Raw genomic sequence first — 9,371 nt, forward strand, 5'->3', positions numbered from 1 at the left:
AATAATTCTGGTTTAAAGCCTCCCCTTGGATAGGGGAAAAAGCGGTCGAGGGATGCCGAGGTCTCCTCGGCATATCCAATCGACCAAGAGAGCGGTTGTTTGCGGAGCAGTCCGTTAGGATGGGATGGCGAGGTTTCCCGCTCTTGCAGAGCCGCTAACGCTAACGCCATATCCAATCGACCAAGAGAAAAGTGCTAGGATATTTCCTTATCTTCAATTCCCGAACGGTTTTAACCTTCTTGTAATTATCAATTATCCATTATCAATTATCAATTAATGAATCCTACCTCCTCTAAATTCCCTATTTATCCTGACTCCTGACTACTGACTCCTACACCTACCAAAAAACTTTATTCAGCAAATCCTTTTTAGTTATTATACCAATTTCCAAAAGTAATTCTTTTTTCATCCTGCTTATAAGGAGCCATGTAAAAGACTGTTTGTAAAATAATTCTTAAGAGAGCAAAGAAGTGACTAAAATCTAAAAGCGATAATACTTCAAGGGATTGAAAGAAGGTAGATAGAGAAGTATTCAGTACATATATTCCTAGATTTAATAGCGACAAATATTTGTCTTGATTTCTTCCTCCCTATTCCCTGTTCCCTATCTCCTTTTTATCTTTCCTGATACATTCAATCTCTAAAAATAAATTGTACAAATTTTATCTAGGATAAATTGTGAAATATAGCTTCCATCAAAAAAACTATTCAGGTTATTTTTACACGAGTTCTAATAGACTATTTGTTCAACGAATATTATACTAAATTCGGTTATCTATAGTGTTGGGCTAAAGCCCAACTACAAACAAAATCTCTGATGATGCATAAACCTGGTTTATAGCTATATTTTTTCTAGGTTAAAATGGAATCTCAATCACAAATTCTACTCCTGCCCCTGGTGTAGAATTACAAGTTAGTTTACCCTGATGTTTTTCAACAATAATTGAATAGCTAATTGACAAACCTAAACCAGTACCAGAACCGACTGGTTTAGTAGTAAAAAATGGGTCAAATATCTTCTTTTGATTTTCCAGACTAATACCAGGGCCATTATCAGCAATTTTGATTTTTACAGTCCGGTTTATGGTAATTTCCGTAGTAATAGTAATAGTAGGTTGCTGTTCTAATTCACTCTGATTATTTCTCATCTCTTCCAAAGCATCAATACCATTATTAAGAATATTCATAAATACTTGATTTAGTTGGGAAGCGTAACAGTTAAACAATGGTATATCCTCATAATTTTTAACCACCTTAATTTCTGATTTTCCTCTTTGAGAATTGAGTCGATTTTGTAAAATAAGTAAAGTGCTATCAATACCATGATGAATATTTACAGGTTTCATATTTGATTCATCTAATCTAGAAAAATTTCGCAGGGATACCACAATTTTTTGAATTCTTTCAGAACCACTTTTAATAGAATTTAGTAATTCTTCTAAATCTTCAGTTAAAAAATCTAAATCGATTTCTTCTCTCAATTCTTCGATTTTATCTGTAGTATGAGGATATTCTTCTTGATAAAGAGCGATTAAACCTAGCAAATCTTGGCTATATTCGATAGCGTGATTGATGTTGCCATAGATAAAATTGTTGGGATTATTAATCTCGTGAGCAATTCCTGCTACCATCTGCCCTAAACTAGACATTTTTTCTGTTTGAATTAATTGGGCTTGAGTCTTTTTTAGTTGCTGGAGAGTTTCAGATAAACGTAGATTTTTTTCGTTTAATTCTTGAGTGCGTTCTTTAACTTTATCCTCTAAGGTATGACTATATTCTTCTAGTTGATTTTTTGCAGTAGATAAACTTTCATAAAGCTGGGCATTTTCCAAGGAGAAAGCCGCTTGAGTAGTCAGAACTTTTAAGACTTCTAGGCGCTCGCTGCTAAAAGCTCCTAGGGTGAGATTATTTTCTAAATATAGTATGCCAATAAATTGAGCGCGATTAATAATTGGAATACATAAAATACTCTTGGGTTGATAGTTTTGAATGTAAGGATCTCCAGCAAACTGAGCTTCATTAGTAGCATCATCAAGTACCATAGTTTCTTTAGTACGCGCTACATAATAAATCAGGGAAGTAGGAAGCTCCGAAGTGGAGTCAATAGGGAGAGACTCTCTTGCTGTTAGTTGTAATTCTTGCTCTTGGTTACTATCACGAATAGCTCTAGCTTCTATGACTAAATTTTCTGCTTGAGAAAGGATTAAATAACCTTTTTGAGCAGCAGCATTTTCGAGAGTGACTCGCATCAAAACTGAGAGTAAATTCTCTAGTTGAATTTCTCCCGAAATAGCTTGAGTTGCTTTGATTAAACTGTTGAAGTCAAGCGCTACAGAAGTCTCACTGGTTGTATATGTGATAGTTTGAGTAGTTAAGCTACGAGTAGAATTAGGTTCTGGTTGCTGTAGTGGTTTAAGCAGTTCGCCGTAGGATTTTTGCAGGTGTTTGAGTTTAGCAGATGCTCCCCACTGAGCATAAGCGTAGTAAGTTTTGATTAAATATGCTTGGGCAATAGTTTCTTTATTCCATTCTAGATAAAATTTAGCTGCGAGTTCGTTAGCGAGGGCAACTTCTTGAATGTATTCGTTTTCTTTTGCTCCGGCGATCGCTTGTTCATATAGTTCAATTGCTTCTAGATAGTTACCAAGCACCCGATGTTTTTCTGCTTCTACCAGATGAAATTTATGTAAAAAGTTCATAGGAGCATGGTGCGCCCAGATTTCCATCTGTTCCTGGTTGGAGGTAATTTGTTCTAACCACTCTTGTTGTTCTGTTTCTGAACCTTCATTGTAAAGAGCAAGTCGAATTAAAGAACCATAAAAATAGAAAAATACCGGACTATAGTGAGAAGTAACTAGGTGGAGATATGGTTGTCCTGCTCGACAAAATTTTAGAGACTCCTGATAATTACCAAACAGATAACACAAATAAAGTTTATGTAAATTCAAGTATAGCAGTCCAGGATCTTGAAGCTGTGTATTTGTCTCATCAAAAGCTTCTCCAATTAATAGACAGGGATTTTCAGAGCGATCAATTAAATTCAACACCGTCTGTTGACTCATTTGCAACCATGTCAGAGGAGTTTCTTGTTTAATGTTCACGATCGCCTCAATGGCGTTATTAAGCTTTTGAGAAAGTTCTGTTAATTCCCACCCCACAGAGTAAGAATGAAAAGAGTGCAAAAAAATGTTGTAACCAGCAAATTCAAAGTCTCCCCTAGATAAAGCTAGGGAATAACATTCTAGAAATAAAGGTAAAGTGTTTGCTAAATGTTCTTGCCAATGACGCAAATGGTGGTTTGCTACAGTTACTCCTCTGAGAGTATCTCCACCGAAGCGCTCGAATAGTCCAGATATTACCTCAGATAATTCATAAGCTCCTTTAATTTCTCCTTTCTTCCAAAGCAAGATTCCGTAACAGCTATAACCGTAAGCGGAAGTAGGAGTATTACCCCATTCTACAGACAAAGTAACAATAGCAAAAATTATACTCGACCATAATGGGGAACCCACAACAAAAGCTGCTGCTCCTATTAGTCCTAGAAGTTGTATTAAAGCTAACTTTTCAGGATTAGTCATTTCTGGAAGTTGTTTGAGTTCTTCAGTAGAGCGATCGCTCATAAATGACTGGAGTTCTTCAATAGCAGCAAACAACTCTGCTTCTGTTGCTCTGGGGGATAATTTTAATCCTAAATCTTTAATAACAACTACAGCTAGATCGATACCTTTTGTAATTTGGTCTTGAGCAAATTCCGATTTAATTTTAGTCATGTAAACCGGAACTTTATCCAATAAACTTTTAGCTCGTTGTCGTACAACTTCAGCTAAATTTTCCATCTGCTCATACTCACCGAGCAAATACCTCACTTCTGCTGCTTCTACATACATAGCTAACGTTAATTCATAATTCCTTTCCCAACTATTAGCTGTTAACAATTCCAGACCTGTATTTAGATAATTCAGCGTAGCATTATAAGCAGTAGAAACTTTAGCTTTCTTTCCGGCAATTAAATTTAACTCAGCCAGTTGTTCTTTTTCCGGAGGTTCCTCAATTAAATCTACCCCATAATTTAACTGATTCACAATATCAAAAATTCTCTCTTGTCTTTCACTTTCTGGGATATTTTCTAACAATAATCTTCCGATTTTTAAATGAGTTGCTTGTTTTTGCGCTTCTGGTATTAACAAATAAGCCGCTTGCTGTACCCTGTCGTGCAAAAATTTATAACTTGCATCAGTTTCTATTCCCTGAAAATCTGTAGATATATTTGAGTCTTGAGAACTATAAAACTTATAAACTTCTGTCACCGGTAAAATTAATCCTTCTTGCAATCCCTCCCACAAATTCTTTGCTGTTTCTACCACAGATTTTTCTGAGACAATACCTAAAGTTTCTAAATCAAATTTATTTCCTATACAAGCTGCTAATTTCATTACCTCTTGAGTCTGTGGTGACAATTTTTCCAGACGAGTTGCCATAAACTCCACCACATTATCTGTGAGAGACAATAACTTGACTTGAGTAATATCGCATTCCCAATAACCCACCTCATAATTAAACGTAATTAATTCTTCTTTGTACAGTGCTTTGAGAAATTGAGTAATAAAAAAAGGATTTCCTTTAGTTTTTTGATATACCAACTCTGCCAAAGGAAATGCTATTTCTTCAGAACAATGAAGAGTATCTGCTACCAAGGGGTTTATATCGGCAATTAGTTCCAGAGGTTTTAAAGTAATAGTATTAATAATTGCTGAAGTTTTGACAATTTCTTCTAATGTTAATATTAGAGGATGAGTCAGATTTACTTCATTATCCCGATAAGCCCCTAATAATAATAAATATTCACTATTTTTTTCACTCATTAACAATTGCATCAACTTCAAAGAACCTGTATCTGCCCACTGTAGATCGTCTAAAAAAATTACCAATGGATGTTCTTGAGTCGCAAATATTTTAAGAAATTTTAAAAATAGTAAATTAAACCGATTTTCCGCCGCACTTCCTGATAATTCTTCTACGGCTGGTTGAGGAGATATAATGTCTTCTAGTTCCGGAATTACCTCTATAATTACCTGCCCATTTTCTCCCAATTCTGAGAGGATTTTAGTCTTCCATTCCTGTAATTTATTTTCCGTTTCACTCAGCAATTGTCCCATCAAATCTCGAAAGGCTTGTACAAATGCACTAAAAGGTATATTTCTTTGAAATTGGTCAAATTTACCTTTTATAAAATAGCCCCGTTGACGAACTATTGGTTTATGAACTTCGTTAATTACTGCTGTTTTTCCGATTCCCGAAAAACCAGCTACTAACATTATTTCACTACTACCTTGAGCCACTCTTTCAAAAGCATCTAATAAATTATGAACTTCTCCTTGGCGACCATAGAGTTTTTCTGGTATGCTGAAGTGGTCAGATATATCCCGCTTTCCTAACTCAAATATCGAAATTTTTTCGGTTTTTTGCCAAGATTTTAAACAGGTTTCTAAATCCTGTTTTAATCCGAAAATATTCTGATAGCGTTCTTCGGCATTTTTCGCCAGCATTTTCAGAATAATATTATTTACCATTAGAGGTATTTCTGTGTTCAAATCAGCCGGAGGAGTCGGTTTTTTTGCAATGTGTTCGTAAACTAATTCTATGGGGTCTGTTGATAAAAAAGGTAGTTTACTTGTGAGGATTTCATAGAATGTAATTCCTAAAGAATAAAAGTCACTTCGGTAGTCGATACCCCGGTTCATTCTTCCTGTTTGTTCTGGAGACATATATGCTAGAGTACCTTCTAGAACATTGGGGTTGATAATTTCTTGAGTTTCTCTGGGTAATAATGTGGAAATACTAAAGTCAATTAATTTCACTTCTTTTGTGTCAGGATTAATCACAATATTAGAAGGTTTAATATCTTTATGAATAATCTGATGATGGTATAAATCTTCTAATATTTTCACTATTGATAGTGCCAGTTCCAGAAAATTTTCCAGGCTCAGTTTTTGATTAGTTAGGTATGTTTTGAGAGAGACTGCCCCTATATCTTCCATAATTAGGGCATAACCATTACCATATTTTTCTAGTGAGATAGGTTTGATAATTCCAGGTAAGTTAAGATTTTTGGTAATTGTATATTGATGGCGAAACTGTAATAATTCAGAAAATGTAGGGTATTCTTTATTGAGAACTTTGATAACTACTGATTGTTGATTTGTGGTGTTAATTCCACGATAAACAGTAGTTCTTATGCCTGTATAAATTTGTTGAGTTATTTGATAATTTGATAGTTTCATCATGGGAAACGCAATAAATTTATTGCTCTACAGTTTGGCGTTGGTGAATCAAGCTATGAAACATAAATTTTGCCAAATATAAAATGCTTTTCAGTTAATAGCTAGGCCATCGCCATTAAAACACAATCATAGCCGAAATCACCAACGGCTAAAGTTTCTATAGAAGTTATGGCAATAAACACTCTTTTTACCGAAATATTGTGGTTTAAAGCCTCCCCTTTTAAGGGGATAATAAATCAAAATTTTCCTGTTCGTCAATCCTCTTTTTTTCAAGGAGAGGTAATTCTCAATTCTCAATTCTCAATTCTTAATTCTTGAATTCTTGTTTTGTTAAGTGTATTTAAGTAGCTCCTAATATATGGGGAAGTCTATCAAGGAGTCAGGAGACAGCAATCTTTGTTCGTGGGGATTCCAAACCCCAATCAATTGTGGACACCCTGCATAAGTTGAGGATTTATATCAAATCTGGTAGCATTGGTGTAATTAGATCAAGACTCTGCGAAGATGGGGATATCTAGAAATATCTGACAATAGTTTAAGATAGAACATTTTCTTATATCATGTCCGCTTAATTAGTGATAAAAAAATTTTTCCTCCTCAAGCTTCTTTCTTCCTCCTGACTCCTGACTCCTCCCTAAATTATTTATAACTATTCATCCGGATATAATATTATACCCCATAAGGCTTACAGCTAGGAGCCAGTTCCTCGCATCTATCACGCCCAAAAAATTCTAATGACTCCTGACTTCTAGCTAAAAGCTATTAACCGTTCTTATAATCCACATTCCGCAGGTCAAATTGTAACATTGAAAGTAGTATTAAAAAAAACTGTAGGTTGGTAAGTATTTATACTATATATCTCCTGCATTTGACCTTTCTGAGGAGTCAAACGAGCAGGAAAATATTAAACATAAATACTCAATTACTTACTCCTCTTGACCATTATAATTATCTCCTGTCTCCTATTTTTGATACTACATTTTGTTATGCGGAATGTAAGTTATAAACCTACATTTCCTATTAAAAAATGTAATAGAGCATTTTTGATAATTCCTCTATTATATATATTATGTATGTCCGCTAGTACCCTTTGTGTAAACCCAGGCGTGAATATCTACAGGAAATTTAAGTTTTTTTCGGCTTTTAAGCTTTCTCTCCTAGATAAGTAAAGTCTTCTTCCTTATCCATACTGTATAATACCGATGCTACGGAAGATGATATTAGCTGATAATTCTTGAATTATTTTGAACTAACCATAGAATCACGTTCTGCCAACAGACGACGTAATTCTTTTTGTCGAGTGCTGTCTAGTGGAAACTTCCAGATAACTATCGCTGCTAAAAGACTAATTGGAATAGGTACACAAATAAATATATATTTAAGCGCCTCTATTGCCTCGGGAGTATTTTCACCTCCAGGAATAAAACCAATCCAATCTAAAATAGGATAAACTATCCCAACTCCCAAAGCAGAACCAACTTTGTTAGTCATTGTTAACAGAGAATAATAAAGACCTGTACGTTGTGTTCCTGATTCCAAGTTATCATGGTCTGTAAGATCTGCCATAATTGAGCGCAATAAAAACGCTCCTGCACCAGATTCGATTCCGAAAAGAATATTCAATAAGGTATACAACCATAAGTTTCCTGGTTGAACGAGCAATAGACTGACAAGAATTACACAACCATACATTTTAGCTACACCAAAAGTCCGGTGCTTCTCCAACTTATAACTAAGACGCATCCAAAGAGGAATGCCACAAAAACTAGCTACAAAATACAGTAATAGCATCAAACTAGACCATTCACCTATTTCCATGACATAAGTGACAAAAAAAATGTAGATTGAGCCAACAATTCCTGGAGCAAGACCAATCATTAAATCTGCTATTAGCACTCGTATTAGCAGTTTATTTTTCAATAGCAGAGAGGTTGACTGGAAGAAACCAAGTTGACAAGATGGTGCTACAGGTCCTTCTTTGACATTACAAACAGCGATCGCTACAGTGATAGGCAGCAGTATAATTGTAAACCAACCCATAGCAGCAACTTTAGTTCCACTATCAGTACCTCCAGTCTGTTCCAGAATAGTCGGAAGTATCAAAACAGCTAACATACCAAAGACTAAAGCAAATTCTCGCCAACCTTGAACTCGCGCCCGTTCATAATAATCTGATGATAATTCTGCACCCCAAGACATATGAGAAATACTCAGCAGAGTCCAACCGACATACAACAACAGCATCCAAAACAGAAGATAATTTCCTGTAACTGGTGCTTCTGGCATAAAAACTTTGTAGACGCAAATCATTAGAATAGGAACGGATAATATAATCCAATGGCGCCGACGACCTAGAGGAGTTGTTACCCTATCACTTAGAACACCAAGAACTGGATCGGTAAAAACGTCCCAGAAACGGGTAATCATAAACACTGTGCCCACCAGAGAAAGGCCAAGTCCCATTTCTTCTGCATAAAATGGGGGAAGGTAAACTAGAAGAGGAAGGCCAAGAGCAGAAAGCGGTATTCCAGGAGAGACAAAGGCTGCAATAATTTTTTTGGTGAGATTCATCTTGTGTTATTGTTTATGGCCTTGGGAGCAAAATATAAAATTATATTTCATTTTAGGCAGATGAATTAAAAATTACACCAAGTTCTATATTTACTTAAGATTGAGAGATTTATGAGGTTATTGTGATGCGATCGCGATTTGTTATATAGAACCCATTTGGTATCTATTTAAAAATAGAGGGGGAGATGGGGAGATGGGGAGATGGGGTGTATTAGATATCTCCCAAAATCCAATCATCAAATCAATTATTACCCATAAATTATCAATTTCTTATCCCTCCGACCTATTTTCTGGAGATACCAAATGCGTTCTATAGAATTTGTAAACTAGAGAAAATTAATCATCCAATATTGGAGTACACGACTTGGTTTAGTAGAAGAATTATGGCGGCAAGCAATGAATTAGGAAGAGCAATAATTATTAGACCTCTGGGAAAAAGAGGCAGTAGGGAGTAGGGGAAAAGAATTACAGCGCTTTTCAGTTGAGTAGACCACAAAACTGTTGTAGGAGTAATGAGTA

2 protein-coding genes are annotated in these 9,371 nt (G+C 35.4%); both read right to left on the bottom strand.

Annotation, left to right across the window (positions count from 1 at the left end; translation table 11 throughout):
- Nucleotides 1-857: 857 nt before the first annotated feature.
- Entirely contained in the window at nt 858-6,284 is a 5,427-nt protein-coding gene (locus ACP6PL_RS14985) for a trifunctional serine/threonine-protein kinase/ATP-binding protein/sensor histidine kinase (RefSeq protein ID WP_426546065.1), read from the bottom strand.
- Between the two features lie 1,236 nt (nt 6,285-7,520).
- Nucleotides 7,521-8,852, bottom strand: coding sequence for an MFS transporter (locus ACP6PL_RS14990; protein ID WP_426546066.1), 1,332 nt, complete (start codon nt 8,850-8,852; stop codon nt 7,521-7,523).
- Nucleotides 8,853-9,371 lie beyond the last annotated feature (519 nt).

This window comes from Dapis purpurea BLCC-M126 (assembly GCF_050015975.1).
In the GTDB taxonomy this organism is placed as follows: domain Bacteria; phylum Cyanobacteriota; class Cyanobacteriia; order Cyanobacteriales; family Microcoleaceae; genus Trichodesmium.